Here is a 20,227-nt window from a genome sequence, read left to right on the forward strand (position 1 = left end):
ATGAAGCAATGGCACATATCATACCTGACAGGAGAGAGCGCAGCTTCGGTAATCTCATCCTGGGAGAAGCTTGGCGATCAATTGTTCCAATACATTGCTGATCCTGCGGTATGGACAGGATTTATCCTCATACTTGTAAAGGTAGCCTTTATATTAATAGGTGCAAGAATCATTATTAAGCTGGCCAACACGGCTCTAGAGCATGTAATGGTGGAACGGGAACGCAATCCTTTGAATCTGGATCGTAGACGTACCAAAACGATTGGCAAGCTGCTGGGCAACATTACTTCATATGTCGTCAACTTTATTATGATCTTGATGGTTCTGAATCAATTTGGGATTCGTTTGGAGCCTTTATTGGCCGGTGCCGGAGTAGTGGGCTTAGCTATCGGATTTGGGGCACAGAGCTTGGTGAAGGACGTTATAACCGGATTTTTTATTATTTTTGAAGATCAATTTGCTGTAGGGGATGTTATTCAAACCGGTACTTACAAGGGCACGGTAGAAGAGATTGGTCTCAGGATTACCAGGGTTAAAAGCTGGACGGGTGAGGTTCATATTATTCCGAATGGTACGATTACGCAGGTAACTAATTTTTCGGTCAATAACTCGATTGCCGTCGTGGATGTGTCGATCCCGGCTGATATGAATATAGACAATGCGATGCAGGTGTTGAAAGATACCGTTATGAAAAATTACGAAAATAACGTGAATATGGTCAAGGAGCCAGAGGTACTGGGCGTACAAATGTTAAGCGCTTCAGAGATCATTATTCGAACAACGGTCGAATGCAAGCCTAATAGCCAGCTGCAAATATCACGCGAGCTTAACGCAGAGGTGAAGAAGGCGCTGGACAAATATCGTCTGGAAGTGGCTAGCTCAAGGGGGGAATAGCATGGAAAGAAAGCAGTATCAATTAGGGGATATTGTGCAGATGAAGAAGCCGCATCCCTGTGGGACTAACGAGATGGAGGTCATCCGTTTGGGCATGGACATCCGTATCAAATGCGTAGGCTGTAAGCACAGCGTACTCGTGCCTCGTGCCAAATTTGAAAGCAAGCTGAAAAAGGTGCTGCGCTCCAACCCGGAGGCGGCTTCCCATGAAGGCGAGGATTAGATCCAAAGCACCAATAAAAAAATCCAGCCAGGGGGTTGCAAAGTATCTCTTGGCTGTGATACAATAGCAATTGTCCGATTTTCATGGAAAGGTACCCAAGTGGTCCAAGGGGGCTGACTCGAAATCAGTTAGGCGTCGCAAGGCGTGCGTGGGTTCGACTCCCACTCTTTCCGCCATTTTCGTTTAAGATCCGCTGCATGCGGTTCATATACGTACGGTAAGGTACATAAGCATTATAAGAAAAGCCAATTACGATTCAGGTCGTGTGTGGCTTTTTTTGTTGTCCCATTGTGAATATCTATGCAATCATCTGAAGTTGTCAACAATGGGGATAACATAGTGAGGAACATTATGCACATGTGGACAACCTGGCGAAACAGGGAATCCAGCTACCTATTCACATATCCACAAAATGAATCCACAATGATGAAAAATGAGCTGCAGCACAAAAACGACCACAGATCTTTATGATCTGTGGTCGTTTTTGTGCTGCAGCCTTTGAAGGCTGCTATTGATTATTTGCTGTCTTTCTTAGCGTGAGATCCGTCGCAGTTGCCTGCCGTGTTTTGAGTGTTACCACATGCACATTTACCCATTTGTGTAGCCTCCTGCCTATTTGGTTTTTCATATTGTTAAGTATATAACACTTACTTACTTAAGTAAAGCTTGTTATAAAAAATAAGTAAATGAGAACGATTATCCTTCTCAACAAGATAAAAAACCGGCGGAGCTAATGCCTTACCCTTTTTCTCCATGACAAACGATCAATCACGTAGCCAATAAGAGTCCACGATAAAATAGTCGTAGTATAGAGAAGAGTCATGCTAACTCTGGTGTAGGTAAACAAAGAGTAAATCCAGGCGGGCACGCTGAGACTGTAAAAAATCATATAAACAGGGTCCGAATCATGGCCAATCATATGCATCAAGCACAATGCGGCTCCTATAGCTGTCAAGAGCAGGGTGTATGTGTATCTCATAAGGATGCTCCTTTAATGTTGTTATGGGCCTCTACACCCCCTTTAAAGCCGTGTGTACGGGTGTAGAGGGCTTGACCTACGCTTTTCTACGTATCCACTTGCGGTTATGGTTGGAGGTTTGCGGGAAAGCCTCGCCTTTCGCCAAGGTAATAATTTGGGGATCATTGATGCCCATGTGAAAATCATTTTCTCCGACCTCGATGTACTTCCCATCATTGGGAGCTGTATCACCTGGATTGAATTGACGCCATTCGCCCATCGTTGTTAGACCTCCTTACGAAGTATATAGATAGAGTGCCCAGCATGGATTCAAGTCATGACGATAAATATTGCCAACTATCCCTTTTGGGGACATTAAGAAGAAGCATTTGAACTTGCACTTGTTATTGTCCTCACGTTTTGATATAGTATTACAGTGCGAGTTTTGAATACTATTTAATTGCTCGCTCCTTGCTCCGATTGACCCTTGTCGATCTGTGGAGCCGTTTAGTCCAAAAGGAGGTGAAACCATGCGCAAATATGAGATTATGTATATCATTCGTCCGGATATCGAACAAGAAGCTGTTCAGGCTACGGTTGAAAAGTTTCAAAACATCATCAACAACGGTGGAGAAATTACGAAGCATGATGTAATGGGTAAGCGCCGTCTTGCGTATGAGATCAACAAGCATCGTGATGGCCATTATGTGTTAGTTAAGTTCAACGCTAACAATACGGTATTGACCGAGCTTGATCGTGTAATGAAGATTTCTGATGAAATCATTCGTTTCCTGATCACACAAGATGTAGCGTAAACAGTACGAAATGCTGTAATTGACATGCTGGGAGGGTTTAGATTGCTAAATCGTGTGATTCTGATCGGAAGGCTTACTAAAGACCCTGAATTACGTTATACTCCTGCGGGAGTAGCTGTAACTACGTTTACACTAGCTGTGGATCGTCCTTATGCGAACCAACAGAAGGAACGGGAAGCAGACTTTATCCCTGTTGTGACATGGCGTCAGCTTGCTGAAACATGTGCCAACTATCTGCGTAAAGGTAGACTTGCCGCAGTAGAAGGCAGAATGCAGGTGCGTAACTATGACAATAACGAAGGTCGCCGCGTATACGTGACGGAAGTCGTTGCTGATAATGTGCGTTTCCTGGAATCTTCCAATAGTGGTGGAGGAAATCGTGAAGAAGGAATGGGCGGCCGTCAAGATCAAGGCTATGGTCAACAGCGTACTGCTGGACCGCGCGACAACAATCAAGATCCATTTCAGGATGACGGAAAACCGATTGATATTTCCGATGATGATTTGCCATTTTGACGTAGAAAGGACTGAATAAACGAATGGGTTTTCAAAGAAGAGATAACAATAGCGAAGAACGTGGCGAACGCAAATTTGGCGGCCGTAAGGGTGGCAAAGGCGGAAAACGTCGTAAAGTATGTTACTTCACTGTGAATAAAATTACTCACATTGACTATAAGGATATCGAAACTCTGAAGAAATTTGTTAGCGAACGTGGTAAGATTCTTCCACGCCGTGTAACAGGTACTTCTGCTAAATACCAACGTGCATTGACAATTGCGATCAAACGCTCGCGTCAAATCGCATTGCTGCCATACACAACGGAATAGGCAACGATTTCCCAAAAAGAGCTGTCTCCAAGTCGTAATGACTCGGAGGCAGCTTTTGTGTTTTTACATATTGTCAATTGTCAAAGCCAAGCTCATCTTTATGGTATCATCAGAATCTCGCGAAGCTCCTGCTCGGTTAACGTAGATAAAGCCTCTTGACCAGGCTGGATGACTTCGTCGATCAGATTCTTTTTCTGCTGCTGCAGCTCATACATTTTATCCTCGACGGTGCCCTGGGTGACGAGACGAATCACCTGTACAACATTCTTCTGCCCAATTCGATGTGCCCTGTCGGCTGCCTGCTGCTCCACAGCGGGGTTCCACCACAGATCGTAAAGGATTACCGTATCGGCTCCAGTCAGATTCAGACCGGTACCGCCTGCTTTTAACGAAATGAGAAACAGATCGCGTTCGCCCTCGTTAAATCGATTGCACAGTGCTACGCGCTCAGATGCAGCTGTGCTGCCGTCGAGGTAGAAATGAGGCACTCCTTGATAGCCGAGCTCCCGTCGGATCAGACCAAGCATTTCGGTAAATTGGGAAAAGACGAGCATTCGTTTTCCCGCACTCCGGCATTCCTCAATGATTTCCATAAGCTGCTCGAATTTGGCAGAGCTTCCGGCATAGCCCTCGACAAATAGCGCAGGGTGGCAGCATAGCTGGCGAAGTCGAGTCAAGCCGGCAAGAATTTTGATCCGGTTTTTCTGAAAGCCCTGCTCGTTCAAATGCTTCACGGTTTCCTGCTGCAGCTTGGCCAAATAGGCGACATACAGCTTCTTCTGCTCCGGTAATAGCTCGGAGGCTTGCAGCGATTCGATCTTATCAGGCAGCTCTTTAAGTACGTCTGTCTTTAAGCGGCGCAGCAGGAAAGGGCGCACCCGCCTCGCGACAGCTTCTCTCGGTAATTCATTAAATGCTTTGCGGCTTGGGAACAGCTCGGGAAATACAGCGTCGAAGATCGACCATAATTCCTCCAGTCTGTTCTCCACAGGTGTTCCCGTAAGCGCAAACCGGTATACGGCCTGAATTGCTTTGACTGCCTTTGCCGTTTGTGTGGTATGGTTCTTGAAAACCTGCGCTTCATCCAAAATCAGCGTATGAAATGAAAGCTGGACATACAGCTCGAGGTCCCGACGCAATAATGGGTAGGAGGTAATGATGATATCGACCTGAGACTTGGGTGTAGCCTTTAGTTGATTGCTGCGTTCTTCCTTGCTGCCGTCCACAATGACAGCACGCAGCTCGGGTGCGAATTTCTTAAGCTCATTGTGCCAGTTATAAATCAGCGAGGCAGGGGAGACGATGATCGCAGGCTGCTGTCGACTACGAATCTCCGGAAGCATGGATAGAATAAATGCGATGCTTTGCAGCGTCTTTCCGAGTCCCATATCGTCAGCCAGGATGCCGCCAAAATGGTAGTGGGCCAACGTCCGTAACCATTGATACCCATAATGCTGGTAATCCCGCAGAACAGAAGACAGGCTGTCGGGCACAGGGAAATCCAGGTGATCCGGGTTACGCATATTTTCCAGCAGCCGACGGAATGCTTTGCCGAGCTTAATAGCATTGCCTTGTCTGGGCGAGTCCAACAAATGCATGCCGCGGAGCACAGGCAGCCGTATGTCCGGTCCCGACAAATCGGCTTTCTGGATGCCGATCTCATTCATAAAGCGGATGATTTCCTGAAACTCCGCGCTTTCGAGCGGAAGCAGGGAACCATTCGGCAGCCGGTAATACTTATGCTTCTCCTCAAGGGCCTGTAACAGCTTGCGAATATCCGATTCAGGGATTCCTTCCATCTCAAAGCGGAATTGGAGCCAATCTGTCCGTTCATTCATATCCACGGTTACCTTGGGAGCTACAGGACCGTTGTGCAGCCTTGCCTTTACGGCAGAGGTCGCGTATACATCAAGAAGCTTTTCAAGCTCAGGGACGGTATGATACAAAAACTCATATTCCGAATCTTCGTCATCCATAAAATACCCGGCATCAGTTTTGGCAAAAGGGGACTGCTCCATGAGCTCCAGAATGCGTCGTTCCTGCTCGCCGTCCCGCATCAGAATCCGGTCCGAACCGCGCACGGGGCCATTTGCCTCCAGAGGGTTAATGACAATATCTCCATATTGAAATTCCAACCCGGCCAGCAGTCTTGATTTGACCCGGTCTAAATACAGCTTGGCTTGTAGAGACAGATGTACAATACGTTCGGAAATAGCATGAGCGATGTTGACGCTGCCCAGCTTCATCAGACTCGGGATGACCTTTTCCATAAAAGCTTCCATACGCTCCTGTGGAATCTGAATGTGGCGGTTACGAGAATCGGCCAGTATGTGCTTCAATTCTGAAAGCCGCTTGATGGAATCTGGCTGCAGCTTTAACAGCTTTCCTTCGGACAAGACCAGACCATAGGCTTCCATGACGGTCAAACCCTCCATCCCTCGAATGTCCAGCTGGAAGCCCTCTGTCTGTGCCTGATCGAACTCGAATTGGAGCGGAATGGGCTCGTCCGATAGATGAACACCTTCAAAGACGCGGTTACCCTGATGGAGCTGTACACCAGGTGCCGCGGCAAGCAGAGGGTAGAGAGAATCCCAGGAGAGCGGGGGAATCAGCAGCATCCGTTCACCACTTGAGCTGCCGGTATGCATCGAATAGCCGTTCAACGTCTCACGGAACATTTTTTCATTATGATAGATCACGATTAGCTGATGAAGAATGGCAGCTTGCTGCTCCTGAATGCTGTGCAGCAGCGGATCATAAATAAAATGCTTAGAGAACACATAAGCTTCCCGCTTGTCGAAATGGTCGAGAAACTCTCTTATTTTTTGTACGATGTAGAGTCGCTTTGGTCCTATTTTCAACTCAATACTGAGCATATACTTGCGGTAGCTGTAAGGGAAAGGACGACAAATGATTTCCATATCGAGCTTCAGTCGTGTATGCATGAGAGACCGTGAACTGGCCGGACGCCGCGGTTTCTCGCTGAAAAGATCAAGCATTTCGTCCATAAGACGAAGATCCGTGGCTGGAACCCCGGAGGCTCTAAGTGAGGATATGCCGGAACGAACGGGTGATCGGTCTGTATGTTGGCTATCATGTATGTGCAGCAGCAAGGCGGCAACATGTTTGCAGTAAGGATGCTGGGGAAATAAAGGACAGGTGCACTCGGCATCAACATCACCGTGCAAATCAATCTGGACCCTGACTTGATAGAGGCGGGTACCTTGAACCTCTGCTTCATAGATTCGCTCCTCGGTATTCTGATCGATCAGCTTTACTTTATGGTCCTGATAGTAGGCCTCCCCATCTTCGTAGGCAAAACGACCGCATAACAATTTAATAACCCGTTGGGTCAGTTGAAAGCTCATGACAGAAATCCTTCTTTCTTCGTGTACAGGCTCGATATAAGAATAGTGCTACATCCTATGATAACAGAATCGATCACAAAAAAAACAAAGGCCCGTTATCCCCATTTTGTGAATAATTGCAGCTAGTCGGGTTGGATTCAGGAAAGAATCGACAGTCAGGTATTCATTTTAATCGACAAAATTCCGATAAAACTTAGAAGTCATGTAATTTGCATGAAAATCAATGCCCTGATGCCAATGTCGATAGTAGGATCAAGTATAGGTGTACCTGAAGAAAGAAGATTTATATTAATGGAGGTAAATTATTTATGATGGTTAGAATGGCTAGAGTGTTATCCTTGTTACTCGTGCTGATTGTGGCAGCAGGCAATTTGAACGGAGCCCGTGTGTTGGCGGCAGACGACATTGCAAGTTTAGTAGTGAGCAAGAATGAGGTAACTCTAGAGGTAGGAAGTACGTCGAATATAACAGCAACAGCGGTGTTTACAAGTGGTACTACTGAGAATGTAACGGTCAAGACAGATTGGAATTCCGGGTCAACGGATGTGGCAACCGTATATGCTGGCGCCATATCAGCGAAGAAGGAAGGCACCGCTACGGTAACAGCTACTTACATGGGCAAAACCGTTATTATTAATGTAACTGTAACTAAAAAAGTGAAATCATTAACCAAAGATAAACAGTTGATTAATTTACGTTTGAATCAGTCGGATAACATATTGATTACAGCCTATTATGATGATGGAACGTCGGCCGACGTGACCAATAAAGCCGACTGGAGCAGTGACAACAACTCCATCGCTACCGTTACCAATGGAGAGGTGAAGGGTCTCAGCTCAGGTAAAGCTACGATTACGGCTAAATATAATAGTTTAAGTTTAAGCTTGCCCGTCAATGTAGAAATCGTTCAACGTATTGATGCCGATCAGTCCCAGGTATCGTTGCTGCTGAAGGGTACAGAGAAGATCAAGCTGATAGCGACATATCCTGATGGAACGACAGAGGATGTTGCAGAAAAGGCAGAGTGGGAAACAGATAAGTCCACGGTTGCTGATGTGCTTAAAGGCACGATTACCGGATATGGTCCGGGTCAAGCTACGTTAAAGGCAACATATGGAACCAAAAGCACTACGGTTAAAGTAGATGTCGATAATGCTATTAAACTGGATTTCGTTGAGCAAACGCATTTGATGAAGAAAAATGGGACCTTGCAGCTTACGCTGAATGCAACCTATGCCAATGGAAATACAGAGAATATTACGGATCGTGCAGAATGGTCCTCCAGTGATGACAGTATTGTTTATGCGTTAAAAGGCAAGCTTACAGCCAATGAGATTGGTGAAGTTACGATTACAGCCAAGTATGGTGAAAAGCAAATTACAAGGACCATCTATGTTGATGTACCGCGCCGACTGGAAGTGGATGAAGAAACGATCTCGTTAAAATCAGGGGAAAACTCCCAGATTATTCTGTATGCTACGTATGCAGATTCCACCGCGCCCAGAGAGGATGTCACAGACCGTGCTGAATGGACCGTAGACAACAGCGCGGCGATCGATGTAATAAAAGGTAAAATTACAGCCTATAAATCGGGTGAGGCGCTGGTTACAGCTACTTACGGAGGAAAAACCATTCAGGTTAAAGTATTGGTGGATATCCCGAGCTTTGTAACGGCGAATAAGAAAACGTTAAATTTAGCGGTGGGCAGCTATGAACAAATCACTTTGGAAGCGTCCTATGCCAATGATGCAACCAGAAAAGATACGGTTACCAGCTCAGCAGAATGGAAATCAAGCGCTCCTGACGTTGTTGGTGTTTCGGGCGGTCTTATTACGGGTCTTGCAACAGGCTCCTCCGTGGTTACGGCCAAATATGGAACAAGAACCGTGTCGATTCAGGTAACTGTAGGCGTACTGGAAAGCCTGACAACAGAAAAAACGGAGCTGGTTTTGAAAAAGGGCGATATTAACAATATAGCAGTAATAGCGAAGTACAAGGACGGCACGATCAAAGAGGATGCCGGTTCTGAGGCAGTATGGACAAGCTCCAACCTGAAGGCTGTAACCGTCGAGGCTGGGAAAGTGACAGCTGTGGGTTCGGGGCAGTCTACGATTACAGCAACCCTGGATAACAAGACAGTTAGTATTACGGTAAGTGTGGATACGGCTGATGACTTGACCGCAAGCAGCACCTATTTGGTATTTGATCTGGGTGAGATCAAGCAAATCGTGTTAACAGCAACAGATCCATTAAATGTAACCAAAAATGTAGAAGCCGAGGCTGAATGGAAAACGAGCAATGCACAAATTGTGCAGGTGTCCAAGGGAACTATCACTCCGATTACCAGAGGTAAAGCTACGATTACAGCGAGTTATGGTGGCAAAAGTGTTACCATTAGTGTGGAAATCGGTGTTGTGCAAAAGCTGGAAGTCGATCAACGATTCATTTCGATGAAGACAGGTCTGTCGGTTCCCGTTAAGCTGACCGCAACGTTGTCTGATGGAAGCACAAGAGATGTGACTTCCGCGGCTACATGGAAAACTTCGGCGTATAAAGTGGCCGATGTGACTGCAGGAACGATTACGGCTGTTGGCTCCGGTAAAGCGATCGTGACAGGTACCTTCGGTGGTAAATCTATCGGTTTGCCTATCGATGTGAACACGCTCAAATATTTGAAGACTGACGTCGTGAAGGTAGATCTTACACAGGGCCAAGAGGTTCAGATTACGGCAACAGGAACTTACTCGGATGGCTCAGATGAAGATGTTACGATCCCTGCAATGTGGACATCAGCGAATAGTATGATAGCCGATGTAAAGGACGGCGTTATTAAAGCGACCGGCAAAGGGAAAACGAGAGTAACGGTTACGTTCTCCAATATCAGATGGTACGTGCAGGTCACTGTTAAATAATAGAGACAGGCACCGAAAGCACAGTCAGCCTCGCGCTGACTGTGCTTTTTCTTGGTATATATGATCAAACATTTGCAGCATGGCATTTGGGATACTTTCTTGGTATATGTTCTCGCATCCGGGTACGCGCTTACTATCCGTATAGGGTGGCTTGGCGGTCATAATCGGAATGGGTGAGCCTGCTATTGTCTACTATTGTTAAATATAGAAGGGGTTTAGTTGTATATCTTCTAATTGCGTCATAGTGTATTATGAAGTAGATAGGATATACTGTGATTTCAGTCAGGAAAGGATTGGTTTTGTGAACATCGCGTTTTTTCTTGTTCCTAAAGAAGACGTCATTTACTTATCTCCGAATTCCACGATGCGCCAAGCGCTAGAAAGAATGGAATACCATCGGTATTCGGCAGTTCCGCTCATCGACGATGCCGGCAAGTACGCCGGAACGATTACGGAGGGCGATTTATTGTGGAAGCTCAAACGTGAGCCGCAAATCGGATTTGACCATACGCACAAAGTCCTGTTGAAGGATGTTGCTCAGCATGTGGAGATCAAACCGGTCCGGATTGATCAACAGATGGAGGATCTGATCCTGCTCGCAACCAACCAGAACTATGTTCCGGTGATCGATGACAATGAGGTTTTTATCGGAATCATTCGCAGAAGAGAAATTATTGATTATTGCTTCAAGTTGTGGCAGGCAGAACAAAAGGTGTGAGATGTGTTATAATGGTCAAGTCATCGTTAACAGGTTAAAGGTGAGAACATATGTGTAAGAGGTGAACGGATTGAGGAACGGTTCCTTGGGATTACTGGGTTGGGGCTTGGCGACGGTTGTTTTATTGCTGTCGATAATGGTACCGCTAGTCAGTAGCATTACGATCTGCTTGTTGATGGTGCCACTGCTGGTACAGTACGTGAAGCTGGATACGAAACGTTTTTTAGTAATTTACGCAATTAGTCTGATTGTCGTTTATCTGGTAACCTCCTTACTGATGGTGGGATGGGTTGCTGTCATGCTTATTGCCGTATCCATATTCTTTTTACCCCCCGTTTTCCAAATGGGCAATCAATACAGAAAAGGCGCACCAGCGCGAAATGTTGTCACTGCGGGAACACTCACCCTGCTGGCGGAGATGCTGCTTAGCTTGGTAGTCTGTTATGCCTTTGGAATTAATTTGATTGAAAAAATGAAAATGTTCATGTTGGAAAGTATAAGCATGATGCCTGCTTACCTGCAAAATTCACTGGTCATGGATAAAGAAATGCTGGTTCAGATCGCAAGTCATATGCTTCCTCTCTACATGATCGGGATTTCTTTATTTATCGTATTAGTGACGCACTGGGCAGCCAGAAAGCTGCTCAATCGATCAGGCGAGCATATTCATGGGTTTCGACCCATTCGTGATTGGAAACTTCACAAATCGTTAGTATGGTATTACGTAATCGCTTTGTTCATGGAGTTTTTTGTAAGAGACACGAGCTCAATGCTATTCACGATCCTGATTAACCTGCTGCCTATGCTGTCGTTCTTGTTCGCGGTGCAGGCCATTTCCTTTCTGTTTTTCCTGGCTCACTATAAACGTTGGAACCGGGTTTTGCCGATTTGCGGAATTATCGTATCATTGCTTTTTGCACCCTTTATATTAAGTTTGCTGGGTGTGTTCGATACTGCTTTTCCGCTCCGTGAACGTGTGACTCGAAAATAAGATTGGATTAGGGGCGAAAGGGATGCCGAAGTTCCTGTTAAAGCGATGGCATGGCGCGCATATCGTATGGATTTTTGCTGTAATGACGATATTAATTTTTGTGCTCATGCTCTTTCAATGGGTAGTTGGTGTGATCGCCTTGCTCGCATGCCTGATTCTCGGATTTTTTACGATGAGGGCCGAGCAGGCATTCAGTAAGGATATGAATAAATACGTAACGACATTGTCCCACCGCATCAAGCGGGCAGGCAATGAGGTGATCAATGAATTGCCTATCGGCATTTTGCTGTATAACGAAGAAAAGATCGTGGAGTGGCACAATCCGTTTGTGGCCAAAATGGTCGGCAAGGACTCTCTGATCGGTGAAGGCTTGTTGGAATTGTTCCCGATCTTGAAAGGCCGTAAGGACAAGGATGTAGGCAAGGTCGAGATTACCCTTGGCAAATGCATTTATCAGGTGCAGGTAAAGCCGAATGAGCGACTGCTGTATGTGACGGATATTACGGCCTACAAAACACTATCCATACGTTATGAGGAAGAACGATTGTCGATCGGTATTATTATGATGGATAATTTGGAAGAAGCGACACAAGGCATGGATGATCAATCCAGAAGTATCATGATGGCCAAGGTAACCGGTGAGATTACCGAATGGGCGCAAAAGTATAACGTGTATTTACGTCGTACGGCCTCGGACCGTTACTTGATACTGATTGACCAGAAGGGCCTGAAAATGCTGGAGCAGTCACGTTTTGAAATCTTGGACGAGGTCCGTGATCTGACAATCGAGCACAAGCTGCAGCTGACTTTAAGTATCGGAATCGCTTCCGGCAACAACTCCTTAACGGAGCTGGGGCAATTGGCGCAGACAAGTCTGGATATGGCGCTCGGCCGCGGCGGCGATCAGGTTGCTGTGAAGATCGGTGAAAGGTTATCCTTTTATGGAGGCCGGTCCAATGCGGTTGAGAAACGAACGAGGGTTCGGGCGAGGGTAATATCCCATGCGCTGCGTGATTTGATCAAGGAATGTGACAAGGTTATCATTATGGGTCATCGATATCCGGATATGGATTCGATTGGCGCGGCTATCGGTGTGCTGAAAGCGGCCCATGTCAGCAATAAGGAAGGCTATATTGTGCTCGAAGGGGTAAACCCTTCCATCCAGAAGCTGATGGAAACGATCTATGAGGACGAGAAGCTGAACCGCTGGTTTATCACACCAGAGCAGGCGATGCAGATCACGAATCAACGGTCGCTGGCTGTTGTTGTTGATACCCACAAAGCGTCGATGGTAGCCGAGCCGAAGCTGCTGCAGCTGACGAATCGTAAATTTATCGTTGACCATCATCGGCGCGGTGAGGAATTTATTCAGGATGCGACACTGGTTTATATGGAGCCTTACGCTTCCTCGACCTGCGAGTTGGTGACGGAGCTGCTGCAATATTTTAACGATCGGCTGACAATGGGTGTGCTTGAAGCCACCGCGCTGCTCGCAGGTATTGTCGTGGATACGAAAAGCTTTTCGCTCAGTACGGGTGCCCGTACCTTTGAGGCGGCTTCCTTCTTAAGGCGCAATGGAGCGGATTCCTCGCTCATTCAAAGGCTGCTGAAGGAGGATCTGGAGGCTTATATCCAGCGTGCGGATGTCATTAAGAATGCAGTGGTCATTTATGAACATATTGCACTAGCCGTAACGGAGCCCAACCGTAAATATTCACAGCTGCTGATTGCTCAGGCAGCCGATACACTGCTAACGATGACCGGCGTGTCGGCCTCATTCGTCATTAGTGAAAGACCTGATGGATTAGTCGGTATTAGCGCCCGTTCGTTGGGACAATTGAATGTACAGGTTGTCATGGAGCGGATGGGTGGCGGCGGGCATTTAACGAATGCAGCTACGCAGTTTGAAGGGACGCTTGAGGCAGCAGCTGAGAAGCTAAAAGGAATTTTAAATGAGATGAATGCTGAGGAGGGGCTTTTTGAATGAAAGTTATCTTATTAAAGGACGTTAAGGGTCAAGGCAAGAAGGGCGATATTAAAGAGGTTTCCGAGGGGTATGCAACGAACTTCCTGCTGCCACAAAAGCTGGCAGCTGCCGCTAACGAAGGTTCAGTGAAAATGCTGGACCAGCAGAAGAAGGCTGAGCAGCGCAAGAAGGAGCAAGAGAAGGCAGATGCTGTCGAGCTTGGGAACAAGCTGGAATCGTTAACCGTGGAATTGAAGGCGAAGTCAGGCAAGGATGGCCGTTTGTTTGGAGCCATTCCAAGCAAGCAGGTAGCTGAGGAGCTGGAAAAGCAGTTCAAGCTGAAGCTGGATAAACGGAAAATTCTCATGGACGAGCCGATTCGTACGTTGGGTGTGACAGAGGTTGGTGTGAAGCTGCACACAGAAGTGTCCGCTAAACTGAAGATTCATGTGAGTGAGGATAAGTAAACTTTCTTGATGGAAGTGCCCAGGAGGGGAAATCATTGAACGAGGGCATGTTTTTGGATCGTATCCCTCCGCAAAATCTGGAAGCCGAGCAGGCCGTGCTCGGCGCTATTTTGCTTGACGGCGAATCACTCGTCACTGCGATGGAGCGGATCAATAGTGACGACTTCTATCGCACGTCGCACCAGCGGATTTTTGAATCGATGCTGGAGCTGGCTGAGGAGGATGAGCCGATTGACTTGATCACGCTGACGTCCAAGCTGCAAAATAAGCAGCAACTGGAGGAAGTCGGCGGGATCAAGTATTTATCTGAGCTTGCCAATGCGGTGCCTACTGCGGCCAACATCGACTACTACGCACAGATTGTGGAAGAGAAGTCGATGCTGCGGCGGTTAATTCGGGCGGCTACCAACATCGTTACGGATGGTTATGCCAGTACGGACGATGTGGCTGAGCTGCTGGGTGAAGCAGAGAAGAAGATTCTTGAAATTTCCCAGCGCCGTTCCTCAACCGGGTTCATCGCGATTCGTGATGTATTAATGGAGGTTTTTGATAAGGTTGAATACCTTTATAACAATAAAGGCGGGACTACCGGTGTCAAGTCCGGATTCCAGGATCTGGATAAAATGACTTCCGGTTTTCAACGTTCGGATTTAATCATCGTTGCCGCACGTCCATCGGTAGGAAAGACGGCATTTGCCCTGAATATTGCGCAAAATGTCGGTGTGCGGGAGAAGGAAACGGTCGCTATTTTCAGTCTGGAAATGGGCGCTCCACAGCTGGTACAGCGGATGATTTGTGCGGAAGCGAACGTGGATGCGACTCGGATGCGGACGGGCTCCTTGGAGGCTGAGGATTGGGAAAAGATGACGATGGCGATTGGTTCCCTGTCGGAAGCCAATATCTACATTGATGATTCCCCGTCGGTGACGGTTGCGGATATTCGTGCAAGATGCCGCAGACTCAAGCAGGAGCGGGGACTTGGGATGATCCTGATCGATTACCTGCAGCTGATTCATGGCCGCGGCAAAGGCGATAACCGGCAGCAGGAGGTATCGGAAATTTCCCGTACCTTGAAGCAAATTGCCCGTGAGCTCGATGTACCGGTCATTGCATTGTCCCAGCTGAGTCGTGGTGTCGAGCAGCGTCAGGATAAACGTCCGATGATGTCGGACTTACGGGAATCGGGCTCCATTGAGCAAGATGCCGATATCGTTGCCTTCTTGTATCGTGATGATTACTATGATAAGGAATCCGAAAAAAAGAACATTATCGAGATCATCATCGCCAAACAGCGGAATGGTCCGGTAGGAACGGTAGAGCTGGCCTTTTTGAAAAATTATAATAAATTTGTCGGGCTGGACCGCACGCATCAGGAAGCAGCAGGCCGATAAACCAATGGACGAACATTTCAACACGAAGCTGTACAAACGTTCGTTTTTATTGACTTTAGATCAAGTAACTGCTAGAATACTAAAGGTGCTTTATGCCTTTTTGGCTAATTATAGGTGAAACTTTCACCTGATGGGGGTTAGATTGCATGTCAACGGTTGTGGTTGTCGGAACCCAATGGGGCGACGAAGGAAAAGGTAAAATTACCGATTTTCTTGCTGAGTCTGCAGAAGTGGTGGCACGTTACCAGGGTGGTAACAACGCGGGTCATACGATTTTGATTGATGAAAAAAAGTACAAATTAACAATGGTTCCTTCAGGCATTTTTTATGAAAATAAAGTGTGCGTTATTGGTAATGGTATGGTAATTAATCCAGGCGCGCTGCTTGAAGAGATTCAATATATTCATGATAATGGTTTTACTACGAACAATTTGAAAATTAGTGACCGCGCACATGTCATTATGCCGTATCATTTGCTGCTTGATGGTCTGGAAGAAGACCGCAAGGGTGATAACAAGATCGGTACGACACGTAAGGGAATTGGTCCTTGCTATATGGATAAAGCTGCTCGTAACGGTATCCGGATTGCCGATTTGATGGATGCTGAGGAATTCACGAACCGTGTACGTCAGGTTGTTGCCGAAAAAAATGTGTTGATCGAGCAAGTATACGGCGCAGCAGCTGTAGATGCAGAAGCAATTATTGCTGAATATTTGGGCTATGCAGAGCGGATTCGTCCTTATGTAACCGATACCTCTGTCATCCTGAACGATTTGATCGATGCTGATAAGAAAGTATTATTTGAAGGCGCACAAGGCGTTATGCTTGACATCGACCAAGGGACTTATCCATTCGTTACATCATCCAATCCATCCGCAGGTGGTGTTTGTATCGGTTCGGGTGTAGGACCGAGCAAAATCCAACAGGTTATCGGGGTTGCCAAGTCTTACACGACACGTGTAGGCGACGGTCCATTCCCAACCGAGCTTAACAACGATATCGGTGATTGGATTCGTGAAAAAGGCCACGAGTACGGTACGGTAACAGGTCGTCCTCGCCGTGTGGGCTGGTTTGACAGTGTAGTTATCCGTCATGCGCGCAGAGTAAGTAGTATTACAGGATTATCCCTGAACTCGCTGGACGTATTGGCAGGTCTGGAAACTGTAAAAATTTGCACATCGTATCAATATCGCGGTCAAACGATCGAGCACTACCCGGCCAGCTTGAAAATGCTGTCTGAGTGTGTAGCTGTCTATGAGGAGCTGCCAGGTTGGAGCGAGGACATTACAGGCGTTCGGAAGCTTGAGGATTTGCCAGTAAATGCCCGTAAATATATCGAACGCGTTGTAGAGCTGACCGGGATTCCGATCTCGATTTTCTCTGTAGGCCGTAACCGTGAGCAAACGAATTTGGTACATGAAATTTTCTAATTTTAAAGCTTGCTCTATTCAATCTCTCAAGGCCTGTTTTGCAGGTTTTGAGAGATTTTTTGCTTGAAATGGGTTGATTTGGCGCAAAGCCGTCCATACTGAAGGAAGCAAGCTGTATTAGCAGCTGCTGAGAACTGAATGGCGGGAGCGGATAATCAATGAAACTAATTCAAGGTATGATCAAGCTGCTAGTAAGCATCATGATCACCTCTATCGTATGTGTAGTGTGTACATTCACAGTCATGAATGCCTATGTCGATATGGTTCTTGATCAATATGAACTGAAATCAAGTACACTAACAGCACCAAGCTGGTCGCAATTTATTGCTCATTTGGGTAAACAAGCGGAAGGCTATCACTTATTTGCGGAGGGTAAGAACGAAATTCCACCAAAAGGAACACAACCTGATAATCGAACAGGCACGAACCGTGATACACCACCGAATGATGCGATAGCTGTATTTGGACATCAACAGGGTACTGACAAGAAGGAAGAGAGCAAATCGGAAAATCAAGCTAACACAGGAAGCTCGACCAATACCCCGAATTCCTCTGAAGCTGGCAGTGAATTGGCTAAGCCAAATACTGGAGCGGTTTCTGAAGCTTCATCGAACAGTTTGAGCAGCAGTCTCAAAGTGGATGGAAGTACAGATATAGGTTCAGGTGGCAAAGTGGTCGTTTCCGGAGAAGAGTTCACGAAGAAAAAGGAGCAGCTTTCGAACGAGGATAAGAATCAGATTTTCAAGCTGCTGCTTACCCGAGTCCCTCAGACTGAAATTCAGCACATTTCCAGTATGATGGAGGATGGAATCACAGCCAGTGAGCTGAGTGAAATTGAGAAGATCCTCAAAAATTATTTGAAGCCGGAAGAATTCTCCCAGCTTCTTGGTATGATCAAACCTTAGCCTTCCACCCCGGCTTGTCCTGCAATGCCTCCATATTTCGCAATCGTATCCTCCGTTTGGCGGAGTCGCGATGACTCGACAACAACTTGCATCATGAATCCTGAGGTGGGTTCGGATGCAGAATTCGACAAGCTCGGGATCGCTGACTCTGCCCCATTGTCTGCAGCCAAATCCCCAGCTTGCATGTTAATATCGATTACTCCCTGCTCTTTCAGTAAGCGGATCGCGGATTCCATATCTGCCTGACTGCTAAAACTGGCAATTAAACTTTCCATTTAATGGCTTCACACCCCCGTCATGTTTCGACCTTCGTTTACAATCTCCTTTACAAATGTGTTGAAATTCACAGTTAACCTATGTTAAATTGATTAGGAGCCTACGGCTTTCATTAGTGTGCCTACTTAAGTTTTGTTTATGTATTTGGCAAAAAACAAGTTAAAGGAGAACAACATGAGTGTTTTAAAAGGAATGGGCTGGGCTAAGGAGCTGCTGGACAAGTCGAAGCAGAAGCTTACCAATAACCCGTTACGCAATTTGAACTTAAAGCGTCATCTGAAATCGGCCGCATCGACGAATGAACATGAACAATCACATATACCCGCAGAAGCAATCCAACTCGTAGAATCGGTAGATTCTAAGCAATCGATAGAGAACGTACAAGCAGTAGAAACATCAGAATCGATAGAAACCGTACAATTGGTAGAGAACGTAGAAGGTACAGATACCTTATCAGCAGCAGAAATCGTGGAAACCGAGCAAGTATTGGCGTCAGTGGCAACTGAAGAAGCGATACATAGAACAAAAGGAATCCTTGGGCTTGGACATAAGTGGACCCTAGTCAAGACGGCAGCTGTTGCCAGTGTGATTACGGCAGTAGTATGGGGTGGTAACCATTATATTGTTAGCAATATGAACCAGATCTATCATGTGTCCGTGAATGGAACAGAGATTGGTGTCGTGTCTGATGTATCTATGGTTGAGCAATATGAGGCGGCTAAAGTTAAAGAATTAGCTAGCAGTCAACAAGATTTGAGAATGGTAGTTCAGGAGCCTATGGTCACATATAGTGCTGAAAAGGCTTTCATGGCAAAAACCAATGATAAGGAAGTATTGGACAAGCTCACAGGCTATATATCAGCCTATCCGATCGGAACCGAGCTGTTGGTTGACGGTAAAAATGTAGGCGTTGTAAAGAATCAGGAAACCGCCAATCAGGTTCTGGAGCAGATCAAGACGAACGTACTCGATAAGAAGAAGGACGCTAAGGTTCGGATTCTATCAGCGGCTGCACCCGTAGAGTCGGGGGAGCTGCAAAAGATAGAGTTTGTGCAAAAGGTAGAGCTTCACGATATTCCGATTCAGCCTCAGGATGTAGTCAATCCCGATGAGCTCAGAAAAAAGCTGGAAACCGGAGATGTGCAGCCGGTACAGTATACAGTGGTACAGGGCGATTGTGTCTCCTGCATCGCAACCAAGCTTAATATATCCAAGCAAGTCATCTATCAAAATAACCCTACGATCGTAGATGATAAACTAAAAGTAGGCCAAAAGCTTGATTTAACCGTGCTGCAGCCTACATTAGCGGTTCGTACTGTTGAGAAGATAGTGGAAAACCAGGAGATTCAGTTTGATACGGATTTCGAAAAGGACAGCAGCGTGATGCTGGGCACAGACGAGACGTTGAGGCAAGGCAAAAACGGCATGAAAAAAATCACGATTCTCGTTACAAAAGTGAATGGCTTGGTCATTGAGGAAGCTGTCCAGGGCGAGGAAGTTGTCGTGCAGCCAGTCAAGGCGCTTGTGCGCAAGGGTACGAAGGTCATTACAGGCCAAGGTACAGGTAAATTTGCATGGCCGGTTCAATCCTACAGTATTACCAGTACATTCGGCTACCGTTGGGGAGCGCTTCATAAAGGTCTGGATCTAACATCGCCGAACAAAACGATTCTGGCTTCGGATAACGGAAAGGTCGTATATGCGAGCTATGATAACGGTTATGGCAATCATGTGATTCTCGATCATATGAATGGCTACAAAACATTGTACGGACATATGAGTCAAATGTATGTGAAAGTCGGGCAAATCGTAGAAAAAGGCGAAAAGATCGGTTACATGGGCAGTACCGGCAACTCAACAGGTGTACATTTGCACTTTGAGGTGCAAAAAAATGATACCGCCGAGAATCCATCGAAATATTTGAGTCGTTAGCACTTATACAGGTTAAGGATATTCCCCAAAACCGTAATTATATGTTATTGGAATTATGAATGATAGCTTGAGAGATAACCGACAGCGAAAGGCTGCTCGTTATCTCTCTTTTTATTACCATGATGTGTAAATTGACGGTCTAAAGCAGGTACAG

17 protein-coding genes and 1 tRNA gene are annotated in these 20,227 nt (G+C 46.3%); 15 read left to right on the forward strand and 3 right to left on the reverse strand.

Going from position 1 to position 20,227, the window contains the following annotated elements; translation table 11 throughout:
• The 3 genes from NST47_RS01330 to NST47_RS01340 all read left to right on the forward strand — a co-directional run bounded on the left by NST47_RS01330 (position 1) and on the right by NST47_RS01340 (position 1,293).
• Positions 1–894 carry a mechanosensitive ion channel family protein gene (locus NST47_RS01330; RefSeq protein WP_341153602.1) on the forward strand — a complete coding sequence of 298 codons (894 nt, stop codon included), beginning with the start codon at positions 1–3 and terminating at the stop codon, positions 892–894.
• Between the two features lies 1 nt (position 895).
• Positions 896–1,117 (forward strand): DUF951 domain-containing protein, encoded by a 222-nt coding sequence (locus tag NST47_RS01335; protein WP_341153603.1) that lies wholly within the window; start codon positions 896–898, stop codon positions 1,115–1,117.
• An 85-nt stretch (positions 1,118–1,202) separates the two neighbouring features.
• Positions 1,203–1,293 (forward strand) — tRNA-Ser (locus tag NST47_RS01340).
• A gap of 879 nt (positions 1,294–2,172) precedes the next feature.
• Here NST47_RS01340 and NST47_RS01345 read toward each other — a convergent pair.
• On the reverse strand, positions 2,173–2,355 hold the full coding sequence (locus tag NST47_RS01345; RefSeq protein ID WP_341153604.1) for a YjzC family protein: 183 nt from the start codon (positions 2,353–2,355) through the stop codon (positions 2,173–2,175).
• 250 nt (positions 2,356–2,605) lie between these two features.
• Here NST47_RS01345 and rpsF point away from each other — a divergent pair, with 250 nt between their 5' ends.
• From rpsF to rpsR, 3 genes are read left to right on the forward strand one after another with little or no spacing between them, the layout of a single operon-like run.
• Entirely contained in the window at positions 2,606–2,890 is a 285-nt protein-coding gene (gene rpsF, locus NST47_RS01350) for a 30S ribosomal protein S6 (RefSeq protein ID WP_076237575.1), read from the forward strand.
• Between the two features lie 42 nt (positions 2,891–2,932).
• Positions 2,933–3,406 (forward strand): single-stranded DNA-binding protein, encoded by a 474-nt coding sequence (gene ssb / locus NST47_RS01355; RefSeq protein WP_341153605.1) that lies wholly within the window; start codon positions 2,933–2,935, stop codon positions 3,404–3,406.
• Between the two features lie 23 nt (positions 3,407–3,429).
• Positions 3,430–3,717: a 30S ribosomal protein S18 gene (gene rpsR, locus NST47_RS01360; RefSeq protein ID WP_076237573.1), complete on the forward strand. Its 288-nt coding sequence runs from the start codon at positions 3,430–3,432 to the stop codon at positions 3,715–3,717.
• Positions 3,718–3,815: 98 nt separating this feature from the next.
• Here the strand turns inward: rpsR and NST47_RS01365 are convergent, their stop codons facing one another.
• Positions 3,816–7,085 carry a DEAD/DEAH box helicase gene (locus NST47_RS01365; protein ID WP_341153606.1) on the reverse strand — a complete coding sequence of 1,090 codons (3,270 nt, stop codon included), beginning with the start codon at positions 7,083–7,085 and terminating at the stop codon, positions 3,816–3,818.
• A gap of 308 nt (positions 7,086–7,393) precedes the next feature.
• Here NST47_RS01365 and NST47_RS01370 point away from each other — a divergent pair, with 308 nt between their 5' ends.
• From NST47_RS01370 to NST47_RS01405, 8 genes are all read left to right on the forward strand, one after another.
• Positions 7,394–9,997: an Ig-like domain-containing protein gene (locus tag NST47_RS01370; protein WP_341153607.1), complete on the forward strand. Its 2,604-nt coding sequence runs from the start codon at positions 7,394–7,396 to the stop codon at positions 9,995–9,997.
• Between the two features lie 301 nt (positions 9,998–10,298).
• Entirely contained in the window at positions 10,299–10,715 is a 417-nt protein-coding gene (locus NST47_RS01375) for a CBS domain-containing protein (protein ID WP_076237566.1), read from the forward strand.
• A 70-nt stretch (positions 10,716–10,785) separates the two neighbouring features.
• Positions 10,786–11,706, forward strand: coding sequence for a DUF2232 domain-containing protein (locus NST47_RS01380; RefSeq protein ID WP_341153608.1), 921 nt, complete (start codon positions 10,786–10,788; stop codon positions 11,704–11,706).
• A gap of 22 nt (positions 11,707–11,728) precedes the next feature.
• Complete coding sequence (locus tag NST47_RS01385) at positions 11,729–13,693, forward strand: DHH family phosphoesterase (protein WP_341153609.1); 1,965 nt, start codon at positions 11,729–11,731, stop codon at positions 13,691–13,693.
• Positions 13,690–14,139 carry a 50S ribosomal protein L9 gene (rplI, locus tag NST47_RS01390; RefSeq protein WP_341153610.1) on the forward strand — a complete coding sequence of 150 codons (450 nt, stop codon included), beginning with the start codon at positions 13,690–13,692 and terminating at the stop codon, positions 14,137–14,139. Before NST47_RS01385 ends, rplI begins: the two co-directional genes overlap by 4 nt.
• A 47-nt stretch (positions 14,140–14,186) precedes the next feature.
• Complete coding sequence (gene dnaB / locus NST47_RS01395; protein ID WP_445667435.1) at positions 14,187–15,530, forward strand: replicative DNA helicase; 1,344 nt, start codon at positions 14,187–14,189, stop codon at positions 15,528–15,530.
• Positions 15,531–15,676: 146 nt separating this feature from the next.
• Positions 15,677–16,960: an adenylosuccinate synthase gene (locus NST47_RS01400; protein ID WP_341153612.1), complete on the forward strand. Its 1,284-nt coding sequence runs from the start codon at positions 15,677–15,679 to the stop codon at positions 16,958–16,960.
• 158 nt (positions 16,961–17,118) lie between these two features.
• Positions 17,119–17,865 carry a hypothetical protein gene (locus NST47_RS01405; protein WP_341153613.1) on the forward strand — a complete coding sequence of 249 codons (747 nt, stop codon included), beginning with the start codon at positions 17,119–17,121 and terminating at the stop codon, positions 17,863–17,865.
• Here the strand turns inward: NST47_RS01405 and NST47_RS01410 are convergent.
• On the reverse strand, positions 17,862–18,140 hold the full coding sequence (locus tag NST47_RS01410; protein ID WP_341153614.1) for a hypothetical protein: 279 nt from the start codon (positions 18,138–18,140) through the stop codon (positions 17,862–17,864). The two genes, NST47_RS01405 and NST47_RS01410, sit on opposite strands and share 4 nt — an antisense overlap.
• A 175-nt stretch (positions 18,141–18,315) precedes the next feature.
• Here NST47_RS01410 and NST47_RS01415 point away from each other — a divergent pair, with 175 nt between their 5' ends.
• On the forward strand, positions 18,316–20,073 hold the full coding sequence (locus tag NST47_RS01415) for a peptidoglycan DD-metalloendopeptidase family protein (RefSeq protein ID WP_341153615.1): 1,758 nt from the start codon (positions 18,316–18,318) through the stop codon (positions 20,071–20,073).
• The last annotated feature ends 154 nt before the right edge of the window (positions 20,074–20,227 follow it).

The organism is Paenibacillus sp. FSL H8-0034, from assembly GCF_038000305.1.
Lineage (GTDB): Bacteria > Bacillota > Bacilli > Paenibacillales > NBRC-103111 > Paenibacillus_S.

Bases quoted from the DNA above. Each gene is read 5' to 3' on its own strand.
- NST47_RS01410 (WP_341153614.1), bottom strand. From the start codon at position 18,140: ATGGAAAGTTTAATTGCCAGTTTTAGCAGTCAGGCAGATATGGAATCC.
- NST47_RS01370 (WP_341153607.1), top strand. From the start codon at position 7,394: ATGATGGTTAGAATGGCTAGAGTGTTATCCTTGTTACTCGTGCTGATT.
- NST47_RS01405 (WP_341153613.1), top strand. From the start codon at position 17,119: ATGAAACTAATTCAAGGTATGATCAAGCTGCTAGTAAGCATCATGATC.
- rplI (WP_341153610.1), top strand. From the start codon at position 13,690: ATGAAAGTTATCTTATTAAAGGACGTTAAGGGTCAAGGCAAGAAGGGC.
- NST47_RS01400 (WP_341153612.1), top strand. From the start codon at position 15,677: ATGTCAACGGTTGTGGTTGTCGGAACCCAATGGGGCGACGAAGGAAAA.
- NST47_RS01415 (WP_341153615.1), top strand. From the start codon at position 18,316: ATGAGTGTTTTAAAAGGAATGGGCTGGGCTAAGGAGCTGCTGGACAAG.
- NST47_RS01385 (WP_341153609.1), top strand. From the start codon at position 11,729: ATGCCGAAGTTCCTGTTAAAGCGATGGCATGGCGCGCATATCGTATGG.
- NST47_RS01335 (WP_341153603.1), top strand. From the start codon at position 896: ATGGAAAGAAAGCAGTATCAATTAGGGGATATTGTGCAGATGAAGAAG.
- rpsF (WP_076237575.1), top strand. From the start codon at position 2,606: ATGCGCAAATATGAGATTATGTATATCATTCGTCCGGATATCGAACAA.
- NST47_RS01330 (WP_341153602.1), top strand. From the start codon at position 1: ATGAAGCAATGGCACATATCATACCTGACAGGAGAGAGCGCAGCTTCG.
- NST47_RS01345 (WP_341153604.1), bottom strand. From the start codon at position 2,355: ATGGGCGAATGGCGTCAATTCAATCCAGGTGATACAGCTCCCAATGAT.
- rpsR (WP_076237573.1), top strand. From the start codon at position 3,430: ATGGGTTTTCAAAGAAGAGATAACAATAGCGAAGAACGTGGCGAACGC.
- dnaB (WP_445667435.1), top strand. From the start codon at position 14,187: ATGTTTTTGGATCGTATCCCTCCGCAAAATCTGGAAGCCGAGCAGGCC.
- NST47_RS01365 (WP_341153606.1), bottom strand. From the start codon at position 7,085: ATGAGCTTTCAACTGACCCAACGGGTTATTAAATTGTTATGCGGTCGT.